The sequence below is a fragment of the Klebsiella sp. M041 genome (assembly GCF_059759695.1).
The window spans coordinates 38,644-60,817 of the sequence record NZ_JCAXWU010000020.1 but is presented as its reverse complement, the minus strand read 5'-3'; the positions used below and the strand labels follow the sequence as shown (position 1 = coordinate 60,817).

15 protein-coding genes are annotated in these 22,174 nt (G+C 61.1%); 2 read left to right on the top strand and 13 right to left on the bottom strand.

The window, feature by feature from the left end; all coding sequences use genetic code 11:
• Positions 1–13 precede the first annotated feature (13 nt).
• Entirely contained in the window at positions 14–1,267 is a 1,254-nt protein-coding gene (gene amiC, locus AC6CWS_RS22020; protein ID WP_023290890.1) for an N-acetylmuramoyl-L-alanine amidase AmiC, read from the bottom strand.
• Between the two features lie 226 nt (positions 1,268–1,493).
• Here amiC and argA point away from each other — a divergent pair, with 226 nt between their 5' ends.
• Entirely contained in the window at positions 1,494–2,825 is a 1,332-nt protein-coding gene (gene argA, locus AC6CWS_RS22015) for an amino-acid N-acetyltransferase (protein ID WP_004149616.1), read from the top strand.
• A gap of 208 nt (positions 2,826–3,033) precedes the next feature.
• Here the strand turns inward: argA and recD are convergent, their stop codons facing one another.
• From recD to rppH, 12 genes are all read right to left on the bottom strand, one after another.
• Positions 3,034–4,878: an exodeoxyribonuclease V subunit alpha gene (gene recD, locus AC6CWS_RS22010; RefSeq protein WP_102004480.1), complete on the bottom strand. Its 1,845-nt coding sequence runs from the start codon at positions 4,876–4,878 to the stop codon at positions 3,034–3,036.
• Entirely contained in the window at positions 4,875–8,411 is a 3,537-nt protein-coding gene (gene recB, locus AC6CWS_RS22005) for an exodeoxyribonuclease V subunit beta (RefSeq protein ID WP_065882086.1), read from the bottom strand. Before recB ends, recD begins: the two co-directional genes overlap by 4 nt.
• Entirely contained in the window at positions 8,408–11,293 is a 2,886-nt protein-coding gene (ptrA, locus tag AC6CWS_RS22000; protein WP_102004481.1) for a pitrilysin, read from the bottom strand. Before ptrA ends, recB begins: the two co-directional genes overlap by 4 nt.
• A 120-nt stretch (positions 11,294–11,413) precedes the next feature.
• Complete coding sequence (gene recC / locus AC6CWS_RS21995; RefSeq protein ID WP_065882090.1) at positions 11,414–14,791, bottom strand: exodeoxyribonuclease V subunit gamma; 3,378 nt, start codon at positions 14,789–14,791, stop codon at positions 11,414–11,416.
• 12 nt (positions 14,792–14,803) lie between these two features.
• Complete coding sequence (locus AC6CWS_RS21990) at positions 14,804–15,127, bottom strand: prepilin-type N-terminal cleavage/methylation domain-containing protein (protein ID WP_065882092.1); 324 nt, start codon at positions 15,125–15,127, stop codon at positions 14,804–14,806.
• Complete coding sequence (locus tag AC6CWS_RS21985; protein WP_065882096.1) at positions 15,112–15,519, bottom strand: DUF2509 family protein; 408 nt, start codon at positions 15,517–15,519, stop codon at positions 15,112–15,114. The genes AC6CWS_RS21990 and AC6CWS_RS21985 overlap by 16 nt, the downstream gene beginning before the upstream one ends.
• Positions 15,516–16,073, bottom strand: a complete 558-nt coding sequence (locus AC6CWS_RS21980; protein ID WP_065882098.1) for a prepilin peptidase-dependent protein — start codon at positions 16,071–16,073, stop codon at positions 15,516–15,518. Before AC6CWS_RS21980 ends, AC6CWS_RS21985 begins: the two co-directional genes overlap by 4 nt.
• Positions 16,070–16,621 (bottom strand): prepilin peptidase-dependent protein, encoded by a 552-nt coding sequence (locus tag AC6CWS_RS21975; protein WP_065882140.1) that lies wholly within the window; start codon positions 16,619–16,621, stop codon positions 16,070–16,072. The genes AC6CWS_RS21980 and AC6CWS_RS21975 overlap by 4 nt, the downstream gene beginning before the upstream one ends.
• 187 nt (positions 16,622–16,808) lie before the next feature.
• A complete protein-coding gene (thyA, locus tag AC6CWS_RS21970) occupies positions 16,809–17,603 on the bottom strand; it encodes a thymidylate synthase (RefSeq protein ID WP_023290899.1) in 795 nt (264 codons plus the stop codon).
• Positions 17,604–17,609: 6 nt separating this feature from the next.
• Entirely contained in the window at positions 17,610–18,485 is an 876-nt protein-coding gene (gene lgt / locus AC6CWS_RS21965; RefSeq protein WP_004205445.1) for a prolipoprotein diacylglyceryl transferase, read from the bottom strand.
• 244 nt (positions 18,486–18,729) lie between these two features.
• Positions 18,730–20,976: a phosphoenolpyruvate--protein phosphotransferase gene (ptsP, locus tag AC6CWS_RS21960; protein ID WP_023290901.1), complete on the bottom strand. Its 2,247-nt coding sequence runs from the start codon at positions 20,974–20,976 to the stop codon at positions 18,730–18,732.
• Positions 20,977–20,988: 12 nt separating this feature from the next.
• On the bottom strand, positions 20,989–21,519 hold the full coding sequence (rppH, locus tag AC6CWS_RS21955; RefSeq protein WP_004205443.1) for an RNA pyrophosphohydrolase: 531 nt from the start codon (positions 21,517–21,519) through the stop codon (positions 20,989–20,991).
• 453 nt (positions 21,520–21,972) lie between these two features.
• Between rppH and AC6CWS_RS21950 the strand changes: the two genes are divergently transcribed.
• On the top strand, positions 21,973–22,137 hold the full coding sequence (locus AC6CWS_RS21950) for a hypothetical protein (RefSeq protein WP_065882100.1): 165 nt from the start codon (positions 21,973–21,975) through the stop codon (positions 22,135–22,137).
• Positions 22,138–22,174 lie beyond the last annotated feature (37 nt).

Genomic DNA, 22,174 nt, shown 5'->3' with positions numbered 1-22,174 from the left:
TTTTCCTGTGTGGTTATCCACGCCGGGCCAGCGTCGCGCCGTCGGCGAAGTACGCTTTAATCCCGGCAAGGATCGACTCGGCCACCTCCTGCTGGAATTTGGCCGTTTTCAGCTTCCGCTCCTCTTCCACGTTACTGATAAACGCCGTCTCCACCAGAATGGAGGGGATATCGGGCGCCTTGAGCACCGCAAAGCCCGCCTGCTCTACCCGATTTTTGTGCAGATTATTGATGTTACCCATTTTCTCCAGCACCGCCTTACCAAATTTGAGGCTGTCGGCGATGGTGAGGGACTGCACCATATCGAACATGGTGTGGTCGACATAGCGATCGCCGCTCTTGCTGACCCCACCGATCAGATCCGAGGCGTTCTGCGTCTGGGCGAGATATTTTGCCGCGGTACTGGTGGCTCCCTTGGTGGAGAGCGCAAACACCGAGGAGCCGCTGGGCTGGCGGCTGGTAAAGGCGTCGGCGTGAATCGATACGAACAGGTCGGCGCGCTGCTTCTGCGCCTTGGCGACACGCACCTTCAACGGGATAAACACGTCTTCGTTGCGGGTCATATAGGCCTTCATATTGCCTTCTTTGTCGATCAGCGCCCGCAGGCGACGGGCAATCTGCAGCACCACGTCTTTCTCGCGGGTGCGATACTTGCCCACAGCGCCCGAATCTTCGCCGCCGTGGCCGGGATCGAGCATAATGACAATCGGCCGATCGCGCCCGGCTTTGCCCGGCTGCGGCCCGCTTTGCGCCGGCGGTACCTGACGCTGCAGATCGCCTTTGTTGTAATCCTCAAGCAGCGCCAGCAGCGGATCCTGCACATCGGTGGCGTTGGCGGGGTAAAGATCCATCACCAGACGCTCTTTAAAGCCGGCCACCGGCGCGAGGGCAAACAGCTGCGGCTTAACGTTCTGCTTGAGCTCGAAGACCATGCGCACGGTTTGCGGATCAAACTGGCCCACGCGGGCGGACTTAATAAAGGGATCGTCATCGCGGATCTGCCCTCCCATGCCTTTCAGCACCGAGTTCAGATTAACCCCTTCCAGATCCACCACCACCCGTTCCGGATTACTGAGGGCAAACTGCCGGTATTTCAGCACATGATTCGATTCCACCGTGACGCGCGTGTAGGTCGATGCTGGCCAGACGCGAACGGCAACCACCCGCGCGGCGGCGGCCAGCCCAACGGGGCTCACGCTCATTAACCACATGGCGCCCGCGCCCTGCAGCAGACGGCGACGGCTTAATCCAGAGTTGTTTCCCGACATGCCACTCCCAAGCAATAAAACGCATTTATACCCAAAACAAACAGATTGACCAGAAACTTTAACGAAAGGCATATAACCTGTCATCTATAAAAGGGTAAACATTCATTGACACCCTGCTCCGGGTCACATGTTTTTCAGGGCTTAGCCTCAAATTGGGGCTTGCGTTTAACGGCAAAACAGAATAAAAATACAATAATTACGAATAATCATGCATTGAGGGTTTGTCATGGTGAAGGAACGTCGCACTGAACTGGTAGAAGGATTCCGCCATTCTGTTCCCTATATTAATGCCCATCGGGGAAAAACGTTTGTCATCATGCTGGGCGGCGAAGCCATTGAGCATGAAAATTTCTCAAATATTGTCAATGACATAGGGTTATTGCATAGCCTGGGCATTCGCCTGGTGGTGGTCTATGGCGCCCGCCCGCAGATTGACGCTAACCTCGCCGAGCACCATCACGAGCCGGTCTATCACAAGCAGACGCGAGTGACTGACGCCAAAACGCTGGAGCTGGTTAAGCAGGCGGCGGGGATGCTGCAGCTGGAGATCACCGCCCGCCTGTCGATGAGCCTCAACAACACCCCGCTGCAGGGAGCCCATATCAACGTCGTCAGCGGCAACTTTATCATTGCCCAGCCGCTGGGCGTTGATGACGGCGTTGATTATTGCCACAGCGGCCGCATTCGCCGCATTGACGAAGAGGCGATTCATCGCCAGCTCGACAGCGGCGCCATTGTGCTGATGGGGCCGGTCGCGGTGTCGGTCACCGGCGAAAGCTTTAACCTGACTTCGGAAGAGATCGCCACCCAGTTGGCCATCAAGCTGAAAGCAGAGAAAATGATCGGCTTCTGTTCTTCGCAAGGGGTTTACAACCAGGCCGGGGAAATTGTCTCCGAACTGTTCCCCAATGAAGCGCAGGCCCGCGTCGAAGAGCTCGAAGCGGACGAAGATTATAACTCCGGTACCGTGCGCTTCCTGCGCGGGGCCGTGAAGGCCTGCCGCAGCGGCGTGCGGCGCTGCCACCTGATCAGCTATCAGGAAAATGGCGCGCTGCTGCAGGAGCTATTCTCACGCGACGGCATCGGCACCCAGATCGTCATGGAGAGCGCAGAGCAAATCCGTCGGGCGACCATCAACGATATCGGCGGAATTCTCGAGCTGATAAGCCCGCTGGAACAGCAGGGCATCCTGGTGCGCCGCTCCCGCGAGCAGCTGGAGATGGAGATCGACAAATTCACTATTATTCAGCGCGATAACACCACTATCGCCTGCGCCGCCCTCTATCCTTTCCCGGAAGAGAAGATCGGCGAAATGGCCTGCGTGGCGGTGCATCCGGATTACCGGAGCTCGTCGCGGGGAGAGGTGCTGCTGGAGCGTATTGCCGCCCAGGCCAGACAGATGGGGCTGAGCAAGCTGTTTGTGTTAACCACCCGCAGCATCCACTGGTTCCAGGAGCGCGGCTTCACGCCGGTGGATATCGACCTGCTGCCGGAGAGTAAAAAGCAGATGTATAACTATCAGCGCCGGTCGAAGGTGCTGATGGCCGACCTCGCTTAAGCCCTTCTTCGCTGTTGCTAACGGCCCGGGATAAACCGGCGTTTATCGCTCCCCGGGCCTGTCCCTTGCTACGCCTGGCCGGCACGCTGTCTGCGGCTCGCGGGTAGAATTCTGCTTTTCGCGTAAACCCTTTACCTCGCTGGCTCACCGATATGCGCCCAGCCGTCGAGGTGCGTCGTCACGCTACCCGTCGCCCAAACGCGGCATCTCAGGGGGCTTTGTGCCCGGCGAAGATCTCCGTCAGGCCGCTTCGCCGCTCGGTTCGCGTCACAATGGCCTGGGAGAGCACCTGCTCGTCGGCATAGAGCGACAACCGCTGTTTCGCGCGGGTGATCGCGGTGTAGACCAGTTCGCGCGTCACCAGCGGGACGCTGCGCGCCGGCAGGATCAGCGCCGCATGGTCGAACTCCGATCCCTGCGATTTATGCACGGTCATCGCCCAGGCGGTATCATGCTCCGGCAGGCGGCTCGGCTGCACCGACTTGATGGCGCCGTCGGGCATCAGGAACCACACCCTCAGCTCGCCGTTGCGCTCCAGCGCTATCCCGATATCGCCATTAAACAGTCCCAGCGCGCTGTCGTTGCGCGCGATCATAATCGGCCGGCCGTCATACCAGCGGGAGTGGCGCGGCAGGGCGATCGCCCGCTGACGGTTGAGACGCTGCTCCAGCCGCTCATTGATGCCGCTCACGCCGTACGGCCCTTCACGCAGCGCGCACAGCAGCTGAAATTCGCTGAAGGCGGCCAGCATCGCCTGCGGTTCCGCCCGCTCGCGGCGCAGCTGCAGGTAGCGCTCATAGCCCTGCTGTGCCGCGCCGAGCATGGCGTCGTACTCTTCGGTCGTGCTGAGGGGATGAAGCGCGATATCGTCAAACGGCTGGCGCAGCATGGCCTTCACCTCCGCGCGCGCGCCAGCGTTCACCGCCCGCGCCAGGCTCCCAATGCCGGAGTGACTGCCGAAGCGATAGCTCTTTTGCAGCAGGCACAAGCTATCTCTCAGCGCGCCAGCGATAGCCCCCTCGCCCGCTGGTACCGGTGAACCGGTCAGCCGGGTCAGCTCCTGCGCCCGCGCGGCGGTATAGCCCGAGCTCGCCCAGGCGCAGATATCCCCCAGCACCGCCCCCGCTTCCACGGAGGCCAGCTGGTCGCGATCGCCGAGAAAAATCACCCGCCCGTGAGCCGGCAGCGCGTCGATGAGCCGCGACATCATCGGCAGGTCGATCATCGAGGCTTCATCCACCACCAGCACGTCCAGATGCAGTGGGTTGCCGGCGTGATAGCGCATGCGCTGGCTGCCGGGCTGGGCGCCCAGCAGACGATGCAGCGTGCTGGCCTCGGTGGGAATCAACGCTTTCTGCGCGTCGGTCAGCGGCAGTTTTCTCAACGCCGCGCCCAGCGATTCGGTCAGGCGCGCCGCCGCTTTCCCCGTCGGCGCCGCCAGGCGAATACGACAGCGCGGACTGTCTTCAATCTGGATTAGCGCCGCCAGAAGTTTGGCCACGGTGGTGGTCTTCCCGGTCCCGGGACCGCCGGAGATCACCGAGATGCGGCGGGTCAGCGCCACCGCCGCGGCCACTTTTTGCCAGTCGGTTTCGCCGGTGGCAGGGAACAGAGCGTTCAGGGTTGACGCCAGCCGGGCCTCATCCATCTCCAGCACCCGGTTGGCTTCGTTGAAGAAGCGGGCGACGGTCAGCTCGTTGCGCCACATCCGGTTCAGATAGAGCCGGTCGCCGCATAAGATCATCGGCGCCGGGGCATCGCCGCTGCTCACCGCCGACGAAGCGAGCAGCAGCGCGGGCCAGTCTTCCGGCGAGCCGGCTTCGGCCAGCAGCCGATCGCGGATCTCCCCCGCTTTCCCGCCGAGCGCCTCGTCGCCGCTCAGCCGCGAGAGCGGCAGGCATACGTGCCCCTCGCCGGCGTCCCGGCTCAGCAAGGCCGCCGCCAGCTTGACCGCCGGCGGGTCGTTTTGCGCCACCATCAGAGCAAACTGGACGTCCAGCGGCCGCAGCAGACGCTGCTCCACCGCCGCCAGCAGTAGTTGTTCGAAAGTCATGAGGCCTCCTCCTGAGTTTCTCCGGCAAAAAGCTGATCCAGACCGTCAATCAGCGGTCGCACCGGCCGGGTGGTGAAGATCCCCTGCCCCCCCTCCTGCCCGTCCATGCCGCGCAGGAAGAGATAAATCACGCCGCCGAAGTGGCGTTCATAGTCGTAATCGGCCAGCCGGTGGCGCAGATAGCGGTGAAGCGCCAGGCTGTACAGCTGATACTGCAGATCGTAGCGGTGAGCCCGCATCGCCTGCTCCATCGCGGGCCGGGTATAGGCCTCGCGATCTTCCCCCAGCCAGTTCGATTTGTAATCCAGCAGGTAATAGCGGCCTTCGTGGCGGAAGACCAGATCGATAAAGCCCTTCAGCATGCCGCGCACCTGGCGGAAATCCAGCGGCGGCGTGTCGGCGGAAAGGGGATCGTACTGGCGGATAAGCGCGTCAAGACGCTCCGCCGTCAGCAGCTGGGCGATGGGCAGGTAAAATGCCATCTCCACCTGTTTATCCCGCGCCGCCAGCTGATTGAGCGCGATATCCGGCCCCGGCAGACGGGTCTTCAGCACGCCCCCCAGCCAGTCGGTCAGCACCGGCGCCCACTGCGCGTCAAACCCGCTCAGCTGCAGTTTCTCCGCCATCCACCCTTCCGGCACCGGCTGGGTAAAGTCCAGCTCCTCAAACAGACTGTGCAGGAAGGTTCCCGGCGCGGCGCCGCGCGGAAACTGGTGCGGGGTCAGCTGCGGCTCTTCCACGACTTCGCCGACGCCGGCGGCATCGACATCCAGACGCGGCAGCAGATCCTGTCCGCCGCTGAAACCATGCTGCTGCAGCCCGGAATAGCTGGTCACCCGCCAGTCGTCGGCGATGCGGCGCTGCAGCTCGCGCGCCGACAGCGGGGGAATGCTCGCCGCCGGCGCCTGCCACGGGGTCAGATCCAGCTCGCCAGGTCTCTGTAATGCAATATCGCCATGGCAGAAGTCCGCTAAACGCGCGGCCAGCCCGGCGGCATCCATGGCTTCGCCCGCCTGCAGCAGCCGCCCGAGGGCGCTCAGATGAAAATCGCTGTTGCCGGACTTTCGACTGCTGAGGGGCGCCACGCCAAGGCTGCAGTGCCAGACCGCGCGGGTCAGGGCGACGTACAGCAGGCGCAGATCTTCCGCCAGCCGTTCCGCCTCCGCCAGCTCGAGGCTGGCCTCATCCTGGCCCAGATCCAGCACCGCCGCGAACGTCTCGCGATCGTGATAGAACGCCTGGTCCTGTTTGCGAAACCGGGCGATAAACGGCAGCCAGACCAGGGGATATTCCAGTCCTTTTGACTTGTGAATAGTGACGATTTGCACGAGGTGCTTATCGCTTTCGAGACGCATCTGCTGGCTGGCGGCGTTGCTGTCCGGCTCGGCGATATGCTGCGTCAGCCAGCGCACCAGGGCATGCTCGCTTTCCAACTGGCTGGCCGCCTCCTGCAGCAATTCGCTGATGTGCAGTATGTCGGTTAAGCGCCGCTCGCCGCCCCGGGTCGCCAGCAGGTTCTCGGCGATGTGCCGGGCCGTCATCAGCGCCCGCAGCATCGGCATCACCCCGCGCTGACGCCAGATCTGGCGGTATTCGCTGAACTCCTCCACCAGCGCGTCCCACGCCTGCTCATCCTGGTTGAGGTTTTCAATATCCAGCGCGGTCAGGCCAAACATTGAGGTCGCCAACGCGCTGCGCAGGGTATTTTCCCGCTCCGGGGACAACACCGCCTGCAACAGCCAGAGCAGCTCCTGGGCCTCCAGCGTCTCAAAAACGCTGTCGCGGTTGGAGAGGTAGACCGAGGGGATGCCCAGCGTCTGCAGCGCTTCACGCACCTGCGCCGCCTCCAGCCGGTTGCGCACCAGCACGGTAATATCCGAAGCCTGCACCGGGCGCGAAGTTTCCCCACGCCACAGCCGTGCGCGCCCCTGCTGACCGGCGCTCAGCCAGTCGCGGATCTGCGTGGCGCAGAGCTGGGCCATAAACGTCTGATAATCGCCGGCGCCAACGGTGTCGCCGGGCATCAGCCAGACGTTCATCGCCGGGACATCCGCCGCGTCAACGGTAAAGCGCAGCCCCTGGTTCTTCGCCGCCGACTTCACCGGCAGGAACGGTATCTCGCGAAACATGAAGGGGTTATCGCTGAGGCTGAACAGCCGGTTGACGCTACCCACCATGCCAGGCGAGGAGCGCCAGTTGGTGTCAAGCGTGTAGTGCGCGGCAACGTCGCCGCGCGCTTTCATATAGGTAAAGATATCGGCGCCGCGAAAGGCGTAGATGGCCTGCTTCGGATCGCCGATCAGCAGCAGCGCCGTCTCCGGACGCTGGCGCCAGATACGGCGGAAAATCCGGTACTGCTGGGGGTCGGTATCCTGAAACTCATCGATCATCGCCACCGGAAAACGCTGGCGAATGGCGCTGGCCAGCGCCTCGCCGCTGTCGCCGCGCAGCGCCTCATCAAGCCGGCTGAGCATGTCGTCAAACCCCAACTCGCCGCGGCGGCGCTTTTCGCGCGCGACCGCATCACGGATCTCGACCATCGCTCTCGCCAGCACCAGATCGGTGAGCGTCAGCGACGAGGCCAGCAGCGATTCGACGGCGCTAAACAGAGGATGCACGGGCGGTTCGCCACCGGCTTTGGTACGCTCAAGCAGAAACGACTGGGCAAATTTCTCCAGCGCGTCGGGCAACTGATAGCTCAGCGTCTCTTCCTGCGCCCAGGCGGTCACTTTCTCAAGCCATTTGCCCTGGTTGCCGCGATTGAACTTCCGCCGGTCAAGGCCGGAATCTTCAAGCACGCCTTCGATCTCCCCCACCTGCTCGCGCCACTGCTGCTTGAGCGAGTCAATGCGGCCGATGATTTGCTGATGGCGCTCGGCCAGCGTCTCGTCAGCGGCTGGCGGCGACTTGAGCTGCGGCGCTTCGCCCTGCAGCCAGCGGTCAAGGGACTTCAGCAGGTCGCGCGGCCCTTTCCAGACGTCATGGATCACCGCCGCGATATCGCGTGTCAGTGGATAACAGTGACGGCGCCAGAAGTCGGCGCAGGCCTGATAGCGCAGGCGGGATTCATCCTCGATCAGCTGCTGCTCGAACAGCATGCCCGACTCGAAGGCGTTAAGGCTCAGCATCCGCTGGCAAAAACCGTGGATGGTGAACACCGCCGCCTCGTCCATCTGCCGCTCGGCCAACAGCAGGGTCTTCGCGGCATCGTCTTTATCGGCGATCTCCGCCAGCAGCGCGCTGTAGAGCGGGTTGTCGGATTCACCGCGCATACAGGCGATGCGCAGTTCATGGATGTTGCTGCGGATACGTCCGCGCAGCTCTTCGGTCGCCGCCTCGGTAAAGGTCACCACCAGCAGCTCTTCAACGCTGATGGCGCGGGGATAGGCGGCCTCGCCGCCCAGCCCCAGCAGCAGCCGCAGATACAGCGCGGCGATGGTAAAGGTTTTTCCGGTGCCCGCAGAGGCTTCTATCAGACGCTCGCCCCTCAAGGGCAAGCGCAGGGGATCCAAAGACTCAGCGGTGTCGGTCATTCATTCTCTCGCATCAGGGGTAAGGATTGCTGCAATGCGCTGACGTTTTCCCACACTTTGCCGCCTGCCGGCTGGGCGTAGTCCGCTTTGCCATTCTGGCTACCGGAAATCTGGGACAATATCGTCACGCCCTGCGGATCCACCACCGTCTGATGGAAGAAATCGGCAAGTTTTTGCGGCGTCAGCAGTTTAATCTGAGCCACTACTTTATCACGTGAATCAAAACGCATATTACCGCGATCGAAATCTTTGCTCAGTTTCGATGCCTCTTCGCCCAGCGTCTGCGGCGCCTGCAGCATCTGGCTTATCACCGCCTGCTGGAGTTGGGCAAACTCTTCCGGCTTCATCGCCCGCAGCTTCGCCTCCGCGGTGGGGAAGAAGGCCTGGAACCGCTGCCAGAGGAAAGCCGGCTGCTTATCGCTACTCTGCAGCAGGAAGCCCATGCCCCACTGGCGCCCCACGTTCATCGGGAAGGCAAAGACCGCGTAGCCGAGCTGCTCTTCGGTGCGCAGCTGGTTGTAGAACCACGGCTGAATAATCTGTCCCAGCAGGGTGCTGGCGGCGGTGCTGCTGAACTCATCCACGTTGGGCGGCGCAAACACCGCGGCCAGCGCGGAGTCGGTGCTGTTGCCCGCTTTGTTGAAGATCGCCAGCTGCTGCCGGTTCACCACCACGTCTTTATTGCGGCACCATTCGTTGCCGTCAGCGCCCAGCTGCTGCTGGATCTGGCGAGCCAGCGTCGTGGCGGCATCGGCGGACATATTGCCGATCACCATCAGTTCAGGGCGCCCCTTGGTTTTCAGGTTGGCGCGGTAGTCGAGCACTTCCTGCAAGGTGATGGAAGGCAACAGCGCCCGGCGTACTTCGCGCTGGAAATACGGTACCTGGGAGACCATCTGGATCGGCATTATCGCCTGATCGTAGGCTTTGCCCTTCTCAGCGGAGTCCATCATTTGCGCATACCATGATTTGGCCTGCTCCAGCTGCTCCTCGGTCGGCGTCGAGCTGAAGTATCCCTGCAGCAGGTCGCTGAACAGCGCCGGCAGGTGCTGGGTGTAGCCGTTGGCATTGACCATTAACCCGTTATTGGCGCCGGTGGAGAACGAAATGCCGCCGACCGCCGCCTGGTTACTGAGCTGATCGAGGGCGATGCCGGCGAGATAATCGTTGAGGGCAAACATCACCTGCCGGCGAGCGCTGTCCATCGCCTGGGGATTACGCAGCACAAGAGAGATATCCGCCTTCGGCTCGCTGGCGAAATACTGGCTCGGGGCATAAACCACCCGCAGGGTCGGCTCATCGAGGATCAGCTGAGGGTGCGGCCAGGCTTTATCGCTTTTGATGAGGGTGAAATCATCCGGAATATAGGGGTTGAGCGCCGGCAGCTGCAGCTTGATCGCCTGCGCTTTTTGCTGCCAGTCAGCGAACGTCTGCTCGCCGATCTTATCCACCTGATACGGCGCATCGACAAAATAAGCGGTCTTGTTATGCGGTTCCTGCGGGCTGATATACCAGATGCGGGCGTTCTGTGGGGTCATCATCGCCAGCCGGTCTTTGATCGCCTGCGGGTCGTACCTATCGGCAATGTTGACCACGTCCAGCGCATGCTCGACCGGTACCCGGATCATGGTATCCGCCAGCCATTCCACGTAATCCATGTCACGGTTGATCGACGGATAGCGGAAATCCAGCGCCAGCACATGCGCCAACTCGTCAAAGTAACGTTTGTCGACGCCCTGGGTACGCAGGAGGTTGAGGTAGCTGAATATGGCAGCCGTCACTTCGTCGCGGTGCGCCTGGCCTTTATCGGTGAGGGTGGCAGAGATCGCCAGCACGCCGCTGTTGCCGTTCACCGCCGGGTCAGAATCCGCGCGGATACCTTCCGCCAGTCCCTGCTTTTGCAGCCAGTCGGAGAGCGTCCCCGGGCTGCGGTTGCCGATCAGGTAAGTGACCAGTTCATCCGTTTTGCTGCGGAAACGATCGCTGTTGTTGTCGATGCGAAACTCGACGCGCAGCACTTTACGCGGCATCGCCGGCACATAGTGAATAATAATGCCTTTTTGCGCATCGGTTACCACCGGGACGCTTATTTCCGGCCTGCTGATGTGACGATTCGGCACGCGGCCAAAGGTGTCAGCGGCCATGCGCGCCAGCTCCGGCAACGGCTTGTTGCTGTAGATCACCGCTTTCATCAGGTTGGCGGAGTACCAGCTATCGCGGAAGGTGTGCAGCGCATCAAGAACCGGGTTGCCGGGCTTATCGCTGAGCGTCTCGAGGTTGCCGCCAGAGAAGTGGGCCGCCGGGTGAGCCGGGTTAATGGTTTCTGCGCTGACCTGGGCCATGCGCATCCCGTCTCGCGTCCGGGCCATCGTCAGCTCGGCGTTGACCGCGTTACGTTCGCGGTCGGCATATTTTTTATCCAGCAGCGGCGCGGCGATGGCGTCGGCCAGCCGGTCTACGGCCCCGTCCAGCGCATCATTCTCCACTTCGAGATAGAACGCGGTGCGGTAGGGCGCGGTGCTGGCGTTATGGCTGCCGCCGTGCAGCTTAAGAAACTCTGCAAGGCTGTCAGGCTGGGGATATTTTTGCGACCCCATCAGCGTCATATGTTCCAGAAAATGCGCCAGCCCCTGATGATCGGCCGGATCCTGCAGGGATCCCACCGGCACCACCAGCGCCGACAGCGATTTCACCGCCTGCGGATCGGAAACCAGCAGCACGACCATGTCGTTATCAAGACGGATCGCCTGATACTGACGCGTATCTTTTTCGCTTTTGCGGATCGTCTCCTGAACAGGCTGCCATCCGGTGTCGGCTTGACTCAACGGCGCCCAGAGGGCGGCCAGCACTACAAAAACCTTGAACCATAAACTGCGGGGCATTCACGAACCTCATCATTAACAAACTTGCGCTGCACGGCGTGCAGCCTTTTATGTCCATCAGTCCGTGATACGTTGCGCATAATAAATGAACCGCCATTCACTGCGCAATTTTTATACTATTTAAATTTGTGTGGACTGATGGTAACGATATAGCGGTAACAGATAACGCTGCGTCTGGGCAATGATTTCTTCGTAATGCGCCGGCTCCAGCGAACGCCACAGGCGTTGATACCAGATATCGGCGCCCTCCCCGCTGACCACCATGTTACCTTCGTAGGTCTGCAGGAATTTGCTCCGCGCTTTCTGCTGCGTCTCTTCGTCCATTACGATGACATCCTTTTCGGCGTCATAACAGGCTTTCAGCCAGGCGCCACCGCTTTCCGGCAGCAGCAGCAGCGGCTGCGACATCCCCAGCAAATAGCCATCCACCAGCTCATTAAGGTACGCCTGCGCCTCGGCGGGCGCCAGCGGCGGAAAACGCCACTCTCCCTCTTTACGCACAAACAGCCGGCTCTCGCCGGTGCCGCCGCTGGCACAGTAGACAAGGTGTTCCAGCCAAAGTTGCATCCCCTGGGAGACGCTCAGCAGCGAAGGCCGCCAGCGCAGCAGCCCGTCCGGCTGCACCTGCTGCAGCCAGCCGGTCAGATTTACGCCGCCGCACTGGAGATCGATCTCCATGCTCTGCGCCTGCTGGCGCTCGGCTTTCACCCGCTCGGCCAGGGCCTGCATCTCCAGACGCTGCGTCTCCCACACCAGCTCGCCAAAGGCGCCATACGGCAGCTCGCCGGCGGCGCGGAAGCGGCGGAACATGGCCGAGGCGTCCTGTTCCTCGATAAGGGTATTGAGCAGTTGCTGGTTCAGTTGATAGCGGCTCAGCCCTTCCAGGGTGAAGGGCTCGTCATCGGGAATATCATCCTCTTCCGCACGGAAATTGACCCGCAGACGCTGCTGAAAGAACGCGCGAACCGGGTGCTGCCAGAAGCGCAGGAGCTGCTCGAACGGCAGGCTGTCTATCGGCGGCGGGGTAAGCGGTTGAATGAAGTCGCTATGCGCCTCACCCTGCTGGCCGGCGGCAGCCAGCCATTCCCGGGCGTAGCTCTTGTTCTCGTCCTCCTGGAAATTGGCGATGTCGAACGGCATGCGGGTATGCAGGTGAGTGATGTGGGCTTTAACCCGCGCCTCGCTGGTGTCGCAATCAAGCTCCTCGTCGCCGGCGAGACAGTGGCTCTGGCCGATGTAATCCACCAGCTCCTGCACCAGCACCGAGGGAAAGCGCTCGCTGTTGTCCTGGATAGAACGGCCGATGTAGCTGATATACAGCGTCTGTTCGGCGGACATCAGCGCCTCAAGGAACAGGTAGCGGTCATCATCGCGCCGGCTGCGGTCGCCGCGCTGCGGCTTCTGGCTCATTAAATCAAAGCCCAGCGGCGGCAGCGTTCGCGGATAAACCCCATCGTTCATCCCCAGCAGGCAAACCACTTTGAAAGGAATAGAGCGCATCGGCATCAGGGTGCAGATGTTGACCGGGCCGGCGAGAAAGCGCTGGCTGATCCGTTGTTGATCGAGGCGCTGGGCCAGCTCATCGCGCAGCAGCGTCAACGGCACCTGGTCGCCATACTGCGCTTCCAGACCGCTATCAATCACCGCCAGCCACTGCTGCTCAATCAGCGCCAGCGCCGCTTCGGTCTCGCTGTCCGGCAGGAAAAAGTCATTCAGCAGATCGCGACAGACCGGCAGCCACTCCGCCAGCGGCCGCTGCTGGGCGAGACCGCGTCGCCAGAGGTTAAGCTGCATCAGCAGCGATGCGAGGTTACCCACCAGTTCGGCGATCAAACCACTGGATTCGTCATAGGGCAGCACCGACTGCCATTCGCCCTCCCGGCTGTCCATCGCGTAGCCCAGCAGCATGCGGGTAAGGCCGAACCGCCAGGTGTGCTGGCCGGTCGCCGGCAGGTCAAGCTCACGGACGTTGTCGTCATCCATTCCCCAGCGGACCCCGGACTCGTTGACCCACTGGCGCAGGTAGCGCAGCCCCTCTTCGTTGATGTTAAAGCGCGCCGCCAGCACCGGCACGTCCAGCAGCGCCAGCACATCTTCGCTGGCGAAGCGGCTGTCGGGCAGCGAGAGCAGCGTGATAAACGCCTGCAGCACAGGGTGCGACTCCCGGGCGCGGCGGTCGGAGATCGCCCACGGCAGCCAGCGGTCGCCGCTGGCGGCGCCAAACACCGCCTGTATATAGGGGCTGTAGCTATCGATATCCGCCACCATGACGATGATATCCCGCGGCGTGAGCGTCGGATCCGCCTCCAGCATCGCCAGCAGCCGATCGTGCAGAACCTCCACCTCACGCTGCGGACTGTGGCAGACGTGAATGCTCAGGCTGCGGTCATCCTGCGCCAGCGGACGTTTGTCGCGACTGTGAGCGAACGCCTCTGCGCTCTGCCCGGCCACCGCCGCGTTGCGCAGTTCGAGGATATCCGACTGCAGGTTATGCAACAGGTTATCAGGAACGATATCGACAAAGGCGTCCAGCTCCTCATAGCGCTCCAGCCCCGCCAGCAGGTAGATATAGTCGCGTCCCAGCTTGCCCCAGGAGGCGAGCAGCGGGTTGCCGACATCCTGCTCCCCGGCGTCATTAAACAGCCCTGGCGCCTGCCCGGCGTCGCGGAACAGGGGCAGCGCGCGCGCCTCGCGGTGATGGCGTCGCTGACGCGACAGTAGCTTCGCCAGAAACGCCGGATCTTTAATATCTCCCCAGTAGTAGCGGCAGGGGTTGGTGAACAGCACATAGACATCGACATGCTTACCCAGCGCCTGCAGCGCCTGCAGGTAGACCGGCGGCAGCGCGGAAATTCCACAAATAAAGACGCGCGACGGCAGCCCGGCGGGCGGTTCATCCGCCTTTTCCAGGGCGCTGATAAAGCGCTGATAGAGATTGGCGCGGTGCCACTGCGGCTGACCGAGCTCGGCGGTATAGCGCACCAGCGCTTTCCACAGCGGCGCCTGCCACTGCTGGGCGTCGCCGAGGCCGTCAACCCGCTGGTCGGCCTCCCAGCGCATCAGCCATTCCGGGCGATAGACCAGATACTGGTCATAGAGGTCCGCTACCCGGGCGGCCAGCTGAAACAGCTTGCGTTTGTCGCCGTCATCGCTCAGATACTGGCGCAGCAGGATAAAATCGTCTTCTTCCAGGTGCTGCGGCAGGAGAGTCATCAGCTTCCAGCTCATGCTCTGCTTGCTGAAGGCGCTTTCGCCAGGGATATCTTTCAGGACGCGCACGAACATATCCCAGATAAAGCTCGCCGGCAGCGGAAACTCGATGTTGGCGGCAATTCCGAAGCGCGAGGCCAGGGTCATCTGCAGCCACTGCGCCATACCGGTACTCTGCACCAGCACCATTTCAGCCTGAAAAGGGTCATCCAGCCGCTGGCGCTCGACGATAAACTCCATCAACGCCTCGAGAACATCCAGCCGGTTTGAGTGGTATACCCTTAACATAATTGCTCCTGACTACTGGCTGACCGGGCAATGCAGCCGGGTCATCTGCGCCCGCTTTGCAACGGGCATACTGATCGTTACCGTGATGCTGACACATCTTTGCGTCGATGTCTGCATACGGCTTACCTGCTCGCCTGCCGGCGGAGGCGGCGCGGAAAGCTGGCTATAGCGCCAGGCGTCGCGCCATAGCTGACGCGTCTGGTTCAGCTGGTGGACCCCTTGCGCCATTCCGCGCTGATAGCCGCCCAGCGCGGTGACCGTCAGCACCATCAGCGCCATCGCCAGCACGGTCTCCGGCAGGTTAAAACCCCGCTGGCGCTTCATGGCATTTGACATAAGCTCACCTCCCTGAGCGGGCAAAAATCGCTCCAGCCATGGGCGGAGAAACGCACCTGCCCGCCGCGCACCTCGCCGGACTGCCAGACCTGCACCTCGCCGCTGGCGCTGCTGAGCAGCAGCGAACCGTCGTCGAAGATGCGCAGACAGGCGCGCCAGCCCTGCTGCGCCTGCTCGCGGCAGGCCAGCGGCGCCTGTGTCGACCAGGCCTGCTGTTTTCCCCACTGTAGCGCCGAATGGGCCACAGCCGTATCGCGGATCGCCTGCGTTTCGCTGGCGGTTTGCGCCAGCAGCGCCCGCTGCTGCAGGTTAAGCCCCTCAAGCAGCAGGCTACCGAGAGTCAGCAACAGGAGCACCAACAGCAGCGACGACATTCCACGCTGGCGGATCACAGGTTATACCCCGTCACCCGCTGCTCCACCTCGGCCGCCAGACCCGCCTGCCGGGCAGAGCGCGCCGCCAGCGTCACGATCAGCTCCGGCGCGAAGCCCTCGGTCAGCAGACGCTGCGCCGCAAAGCGCGTCACCACCATAGCGGCCGGATTGGTGATTTTCTCCCATCCGCTGCCGCGGCAGTCGCTGGCTCCGCGCAAAGTCTCCAGCGCGCCGTCGCGCAGGCGAAAGCCAGTGCTCTCCGCCGCTGCCGCAGGGGAGGTTTCCCATGTCCCATTGCTGTTCGCGTCCCAGCGCACAATCAGGCACTCGCCGTCGGCGGCAAGCTCCAGTCCGGCTCCGCCGCACGCTCCCCGGCAGTATCCGGCGCGCTGCAGATGTTTACCCACGGCATGCACCCGCTGCCACAGTTCGTTCTCCAGGGCCAGCTGTTCGCCCTGGCGCAGAATATGGCGCTGCAGGGCGGGTAGAAAGCGGCAGGCGCCAATCAGCAGCAGCGAGCCTATCGCCATGGCGATAAGCGCCTCCGCAAGGGAAAATCCGCGGCGGCTCACTGGCACCCTCCCGCGCTGTCGCTACGGCATAAACGAATCCGCCCCCAGTGTGAAATCACAATGCTCCAGCTGCCGGCCTCGCTCTGCAGCCGCAGATTCCCCGCCCAGGCGGTGCTGCGCAGGCCGTAGAATCCCAGGCCAGGCGTGACGCCTGCCAGCGAGATCCCCGGCCAGCGCGGGCGCAGCGTTAAAGTCGACCCGGAGGCGCACGCCGGCGCCTCCCCCTGCGCACTCAGGCACCAGCCCTCTTCATCCTGGCCGACGCGAAGCACGCGGTCCCGGTTGTAGGCGTTGGCGTCATCGCGCAGGAAGACCAGGAAATCCCGCACCTGGACGGCGGTTTGCCACAGTCGTTGCTGCTGCTGCCAGCGCTGCCAGCCGTACAGGACGCCGACGCTGAGGATCATCATTAACGTCAGCGTCACCAGGGTTTCCATCAGGGTATAGCCATGTTCTCTGTTCATGGCGCAGAGTATGCCGCGGCGGTTAGCCCTGGCGCGACGACGGAAAATAGCTTTCCCGGCCAGACACGCAAAAAAGGTTTGTATGATCAACAGCAGAACATTTTTTTGCGAGCCTCTTTCCAACATTCCCGCCCACAACCGCCTGTGGCCAGGGGCGGGATGAAGCGTTCCATTCCTAATGGCGACGAGGGCTGCCACTCATTCAGGTGGTGAAAACGGCATAAAAAAACCGGCGCCATCGGACGCCGGTTGGTCATATCTGCAGAGGGGGTTAAATCGCCACTGGCGCTTTGATTCCCGGGTGCGGATCGTAACCTTCAATCTCGAAGTCTTCAAAGCGGTAGTCGAAGATCGACGCGGGCTTGCGTTTGATGACCAGCTTCGGCAGCGGACGCGGTTCGCGGCTCAGCTGCAGATGAGTCTGCTCGAGATGGTTGCTGTACAGATGGGTATCGCCACCGGTCCAGACGAAATCGCCGACCTGCAGATCGCACTGCTGCGCCACCATATGCACCAGCAGCGCGTAGCTGGCGATGTTGAACGGCAGGCCGAGGAAGACGTCGCAGGAGCGCTGATACAGCTGGCAGGAGAGCTTGCCGTCGGCGACATAGAACTGGAAGAAGGCATGGCACGGCGCCAGGGCCATCTTATCCAGCTCGCCGACGTTCCACGCCGAAACGATGATCCGGCGGGAGTCCGGGTCGTTTTTCAGCTGGTCCATCACCGTGCTGATCTGGTCGATATGACGACCGTCCGGCGCAGGCCAGGAGCGCCACTGTTTGCCGTAAACTGGCCCCAGGTCGCCATTTTCATCTGCCCACTCGTCCCAGATGGTGACGTTGTTGTCGTGCAGATAGGCGATGTTGGTGTCACCCTGCAGGAACCACAGCAGTTCATGGATGATGGAGCGTAAATGACAGCGCTTGGTGGTCACCAGCGGGAAGCCTTCCTGCAGGTTAAAACGCATCTGATGGCCGAAAATAGAGATCGTGCCAGTGCCGGTGCGGTCATTTTTTGGCGTGCCCTCGGCGAGCACTTTCTGCATCAAATCAAGATACTGTTTCATGGTTCCTCAAGAATTCAGTTGCTGCGGACGGTGGCGGTAAGCCCAAACCATCATGATGATACCCGCAAGCACCATCGGGATCGAAAGAATCTGCCCCATGCTGATGTACTGCACCCAGCCGCCGGTGAACTGGGCGTCGGGCTGGCGGAAGAATTCCACGATAATGCGGAACAGGCCGTAGCCAATCAGGAACAGGCCGGAAACGGAACCGGTCGGGCGCGGTTTACGGATAAACAGGTTCAGGATCAGGAACAGCACCACGCCTTCCAGCGCCAGCTCGTACAGCTGCGACGCGTGGCGCGGCAGCGCGCCATAGGTATCAAACAGCGATTGCCATTCCGGGTGGGTCGGCAGCAGCGCCAGGTCTTCAGCACGGGAGCCCGGGAAAATCATCGTGTAGTGGAAGCTCGGGTCCACGCGGCCCCACAGCTCGCCGTTGATAAAGTTGCCCAGACGCCCGGCGCCAAGGCCAAACGGGATCAGCGGCGCGATAAAATCGGAGACCTGGAAGAAGGTCCGTTTGGTGCGTCTGGCGAAGATAATCATCACCAGGATCACGCCGATCAGGCCGCCGTGGAACGACATGCCGCCGTCCCAGACGCGGAACAGATACAACGGATCGGCAAGAAAGACCGGCAGGTTGTAGAACAGCACGTAGCCGATACGGCCGCCCAGGAAGACGCCGAGGAAGCCCGCGTAAAGCAGGTTTTCCACTTCATTTTTCGTCCAGCCGCTGCCCGGACGATTCGCCCGACGGGTGGCCAGCCACATCGCAAAGACAAAGCCCACCAGGTACATTAAACCGTACCAGTGGAGGGAGACCGGGCCTAGAGAAAAAATGACCGGATCGAACTCCGGAAAATGCAGGTAGCCACTATTCATCTGTCACCATAAAGACTTGTTATTCCGCCGAAAGTGGACAGCGGTGATGATCCATGCCCGATTAAAACGGGCACGCCGAAGGAGGCGAATCATAGCATAAGCCAGGTGTGCGATCCGCGCCGGCGTGTAAAAGATATGTATACGGATGCTAACAGAATGCCGTTTTCCCGGTGGTATCCTATTTTGCCGGAGGGTGCGAACAGAGGATTCCCGGGTTACGGCTTACGCCTCACCCGGGCTACCGCTACCGCCCGCCGCGGATCAGGCCGCCGAGACCGCGCCGCTCCATAAAGGCCGCCACCTGATGGCGCACCTCGGCGGTCATCTGGGCTTCGAGGCTGCGACGCGACAGCTCCTGCGCCTCTTCGATATCGATGCGGCGCAGCAGATATTTCACCCTCGCCACCGAGCGGCCGTTCATCGACAGATGGCGATAACCGAGACCGATGAGGATCGTCACGCACATCGGGTCGCCTGCCATCTCGCCGCACAGTCGCAGATCGATGCCAAAGCGCTCCGCGTCATGGGCGATCATCGCCAGCGCCCGCAATACCGCAGGATGCAGGCTGTCATACATGCTGGCGACCCGGGTATTGTTACGGTCGACGGCCAGCAGGTACTGGGTCAGGTCGTTCGTGCCTACCGAGATAAAATCGATCCGGCTGGCCAGCTGCGGCAGCATAAAGACCATCGACGGCACCTCCAGCATCACCCCCAGACGCGGACGCGGGATGGCGTAGCCGATCATCTCTTCCACTTCCCGGCTGGCGCGGTCGATCAGCCGACGGGCCTCATCGACCTCTTCCAGACTGGTCACCATCGGCAGCAAAATGCTGAGGTTGCCGGTGGCGGCGTTGGCGCGCAGCATCGCTCGCACCTGGATCAAAAAGATCTCCGGCTGATCGAGGGTGATGCGGATCCCGCGCCAGCCAAGGCACGGGTTCTCTTCGCTGATCGGCATGTACGGCAGCTGTTTATCCGCGCCGATGTCCAGAGTACGCAGGGTCACCGGTTTGCTGTTAAACATCTGCAGCATGCCCTGATACTGGGCGACCTGCTCCTCTTCTGAGGGGAAGCCGCTCTGCAGCATAAAAGGAATTTCGGTACGGTACAGACCAATACCGTCAACAAAGCTGCCGAGCTTCTCTTCGTGCTCCGGGCTTAAGCCGGCGTTGAGCATGACTTTCACCCGTTCGCCGCTTTTCAGCTCCGATGCGCGCTGGAGATCGTCCTCCGCCAGGCGGCTGAGCTCGTTCTCTTCGCTGATAAGCCGCTGATATTCCTGCAACAGAACAGGTTCAGGATCCACCAGCAGCTCACCGCGATAGCCATCGACAATCAGCGTATGGCCATGCAGCAGCGAGGGCTGAATATCGGCGCCCATCACCGTTGGGATGCCAAGGGCCCGCACCATAATGGCGGCATGGGAGTTGGCAGCGCCATCGCGCACCACCACGCCGGCCAGACGATCCTGCGGCACCTCGGCGAGGGTGGTGGCCGACAGCTCGTCCGCCACGAGGATAATGCGCGCCGGCCAGGTGTTAGGTCCCTGAATACTGTCGTCGAGATGGAACAGCAGACGCTGACCCAGCGTGCGCAGGTCGCCGGCCCGCTCTTTCAGATAGCCGTCGCTCAGCGCGGCAAACTGTTCGGCGAACTTCTCGATGATCTTTTTGACCGCCCACTCGGCGACGGCGCCTTTGTCGACTTCGGCAAAGAGCTCGCGACGCAGGCGGGCGTCGGAGAGCAGGTGCGAGTAGAGATCGAAGATCGCCGCCGTCTCTTTTTGCGCGCCGGCGGCGTAGCGTTTGCTGTAGCGACGAAACTCGTTGGCCGCTTCTTCCAGCGCGCCAGTGAGGCGTTCACGTTCCGAGGCGGTGTCCAGCGTCGAGGCTTCATACACCTGCTCCATCAGCGGCAGGCTGACGTCCATCCAGCCCTCGGCGATCGCCACCCCGGAAGAGGCCGGCAGAGCGCGAATGCGCGTCTGACGATACTGGCCAAACAGGGCGTTCAGCTGGGACTGGGAGAGGATCGCCGCCATCTGGGTGGCGAGGGTGACGAGGAAAGACTCTTCGCTTTCATCAAACTGGCGCAGCTCACGCTGCTGGACCACCAGCACGCCCAACAGCTGGCGGCGCTGGATGATCGGCACGCCAAGGAAGGCGCGGAAGCGGTCCTCTTTGACGGCGGGGATATACTTGAAGCTGGGGTGTTTTTGCGCATCGGCGAGGTTGATGGGCTCCGCCAGGCGGCCAACCAGCCCCACCAGGCCTTCATCGAACGCCAGCGCAACGGTGCGCCCGCGAGGTTTTTTTAACCCGCGGGTAGCCATCAGGTAATAGCAGCGTCGATCATTGTCAGCCAGGTAAACCGAGCAGACTTCCGTCTCCATCGCCTGGCAGACATCCGTCACCAGAATATCCAGCGCCTCGTTTAAACGCGGCGCACTCGCGACCTTCTCGACTATTTCTCGCAACCGAGTGAGCATAATGTGCGTGGCTTAACCTCTTTTACGTCGATAAGCAGGCGCGCTTTGCGGCTTAGGTGCGCTCTCCGCCAGCGACATAGTGACGCTGGCGAACTCTTTCATCACCCGGCGGTAGACGTCGCGTTTGAACGACACCACCTGACGCACCGGGTACCAGTAACTCACCCAGCGCCAGCCATCAAATTCAGGTGTGCTGCTGGTTTGCATATTGATGTCCGCGTCGTTACCGATCAACTGCAAAAGAAACCACTTTTGTTTCTGGCCGATACAAACCGGCTTTGTGTCCCAACGCACCAAACGTTTAGGCAACTTGTAACGCAGCCAGTTACGGGTTGAGGCAAGGATCCGCACATCTTTACGGCTTAACCCGACCTCTTCAAACAATTCCCGATACATCGCCTGCTCTGCGGATTCTCCTGGATTTATGCCCCCTTGCGGGAACTGCCACGAGTGCTGACCATAGCGTCGGGCCCACATGACCTGGCCCTGACGATTACAGATTACAATACCGACATTTGGGCGGTAGCCATCGTCATCAATCACCGGACTACCTCAAGATAAGCTTCAATGTGAATGATTGTTTCACACTCGTCGGAAACGGTAAACCACTCTGTTCGCACACTGAGAACGGATAACATTTGAATAACTCACAGTAATTGCCAGAGTTATAAACAGCGAAAGCGCCCGACGGCCGATTTTATTCACTTTTTCTGTGGATAGAGTTGTGAAGAAGTACGGAATTAACCCGGGAAAACCCGGAGTAATCTGAACATCGCACTGCTAGCACCTTATAATAATGATAGCATATTCATTAAGTTAGAATATATTCCTTTCACTTATTACAGCATAACGTGACGTTCATCACACATGCGATCCGCCGACTGATGAAAGATCGAGCAATGTCGATTTTATCCACAGATTACGCGCAGGTCGCGGGCATATTTTCTCTAAAAATTCGATTTTCGTCGCACGTCAAGGCTGTAAATCGAACCAGTAGTGGGGCTTTTCCCCAGTTATCCCACTTTTCTGTGGATAACATGGTGTAAGATCCTGTTTATTGTCAGTGACCAGTTCTGGAAAACCTGTTTTCATGGTTTTCACCTGCCACGTAATGCCCTTAAAAAATCATATAAATCATGGGATTGGTATAGTTACTCATAAAACGATAAACTCTATCCACAACGCGCAAAATTAGCGC

Excerpts from the sequence above, each read along its gene's own strand:
- amiC (WP_023290890.1), bottom strand. The coding sequence starts at position 1,267 with ATGTCGGGAAACAACTCTGGATTAAGCCGTCGCCGTCTGCTGCAGGGC.
- argA (WP_004149616.1), top strand. The coding sequence starts at position 1,494 with ATGGTGAAGGAACGTCGCACTGAACTGGTAGAAGGATTCCGCCATTCT.
- recD (WP_102004480.1), bottom strand. The coding sequence starts at position 4,878 with ATGACTTTCGAACAACTACTGCTGGCGGCGGTGGAGCAGCGTCTGCTG.
- recB (WP_065882086.1), bottom strand. The coding sequence starts at position 8,411 with ATGACCGACACCGCTGAGTCTTTGGATCCCCTGCGCTTGCCCTTGAGG.
- ptrA (WP_102004481.1), bottom strand. The coding sequence starts at position 11,293 with ATGCCCCGCAGTTTATGGTTCAAGGTTTTTGTAGTGCTGGCCGCCCTC.
- recC (WP_065882090.1), bottom strand. The coding sequence starts at position 14,791 with ATGTTAAGGGTATACCACTCAAACCGGCTGGATGTTCTCGAGGCGTTG.
- AC6CWS_RS21990 (WP_065882092.1), bottom strand. The coding sequence starts at position 15,127 with ATGTCAAATGCCATGAAGCGCCAGCGGGGTTTTAACCTGCCGGAGACC.
- thyA (WP_023290899.1), bottom strand. The coding sequence starts at position 17,603 with ATGAAACAGTATCTTGATTTGATGCAGAAAGTGCTCGCCGAGGGCACG.
- lgt (WP_004205445.1), bottom strand. The coding sequence starts at position 18,485 with ATGAATAGTGGCTACCTGCATTTTCCGGAGTTCGATCCGGTCATTTTT.
- ptsP (WP_023290901.1), bottom strand. The coding sequence starts at position 20,976 with ATGCTCACTCGGTTGCGAGAAATAGTCGAGAAGGTCGCGAGTGCGCCG.